1 rRNA gene is annotated in these 1,255 nt (G+C 53.1%); it reads left to right on the top strand.

Going from position 1 to position 1,255, the window contains the following annotated elements:
• Positions 1–1,162, top strand: a 23S ribosomal RNA gene (locus NQL71_RS29635); the annotation flags it as partial.
• Positions 1,163–1,255 lie beyond the last annotated feature (93 nt).

The raw sequence follows: 1,255 nt of genomic DNA, 5'->3' as shown, positions 1-1,255 counted from the left end.
CACGCCGGTCGAAGATACCAGGCCGCTGCGACTGTTTATTAAAAACACAGCACTCTGCAAACACGAAAGTGGACGTATAGGGTGTGACGCCTGCCCGGTGCCGGAAGGTTAATTGATGGGGTTAGCTAACGCGAAGCTCTTGATCGAAGCCCCGGTAAACGGCGGCCGTAACTATAACGGTCCTAAGGTAGCGAAATTCCTTGTCGGGTAAGTTCCGACCTGCACGAATGGCGTAACGATGGCGGCGCTGTCTCCACCCGAGACTCAGTGAAATTGAAATCGCTGTGAAGATGCAGTGTATCCGCGGCTAGACGGAAAGACCCCGTGAACCTTTACTATAGCTTTGCACTGGACTTTGAATTTGCTTGTGTAGGATAGGTGGGAGGCTTTGAAGCGTGGACGCCAGTTCGCGTGGAGCCATCCTTGAAATACCACCCTGGCAACTTTGAGGTTCTAACTCAGGTCCGTTATCCGGATCGAGGACAGTGTATGGTGGGTAGTTTGACTGGGGCGGTCTCCTCCTAAAGAGTAACGGAGGAGTACGAAGGTGCGCTCAGACCGGTCGGAAATCGGTCGTAGAGTATAAAGGCAAAAGCGCGCTTGACTGCGAGACAGACACGTCGAGCAGGTACGAAAGTAGGTCTTAGTGATCCGGTGGTTCTGTATGGAAGGGCCATCGCTCAACGGATAAAAGGTACTCCGGGGATAACAGGCTGATACCGCCCAAGAGTTCATATCGACGGCGGTGTTTGGCACCTCGATGTCGGCTCATCACATCCTGGGGCTGAAGCCGGTCCCAAGGGTATGGCTGTTCGCCATTTAAAGTGGTACGCGAGCTGGGTTTAGAACGTCGTGAGACAGTTCGGTCCCTATCTGCCGTGGACGTTTGAGATTTGAGAGGGGCTGCTCCTAGTACGAGAGGACCGGAGTGGACGAACCTCTGGTGTTCCGGTTGTCACGCCAGTGGCATTGCCGGGTAGCTATGTTCGGAATAGATAACCGCTGAAAGCATCTAAGCGGGAAACTAGCCTCAAGATGAGATCTCACTGGGACCTTGAGTCCCCTGAAGGGCCGTCGAAGACTACGACGTTGATAGGTTGGGTGTGTAAGCGCTGTGAGGCGTTGAGCTAACCAATACTAATTGCCCGTGAGGCTTGACCATATAACACCCAAGCAATTTGCGAACTCGAGAGAGACCAGATTGCGGTGTGTGAAGACGAAACGAACCGAAAGTTCGAGATACTCACAAAACACC

The organism is Pseudomonas serbica (assembly GCF_028823535.1).
Taxonomy (GTDB): Bacteria; Pseudomonadota; Gammaproteobacteria; order Pseudomonadales; family Pseudomonadaceae; genus Aquipseudomonas; species Aquipseudomonas serbica.
This window is presented reverse-complemented; position numbering and strand designations above follow the sequence as displayed.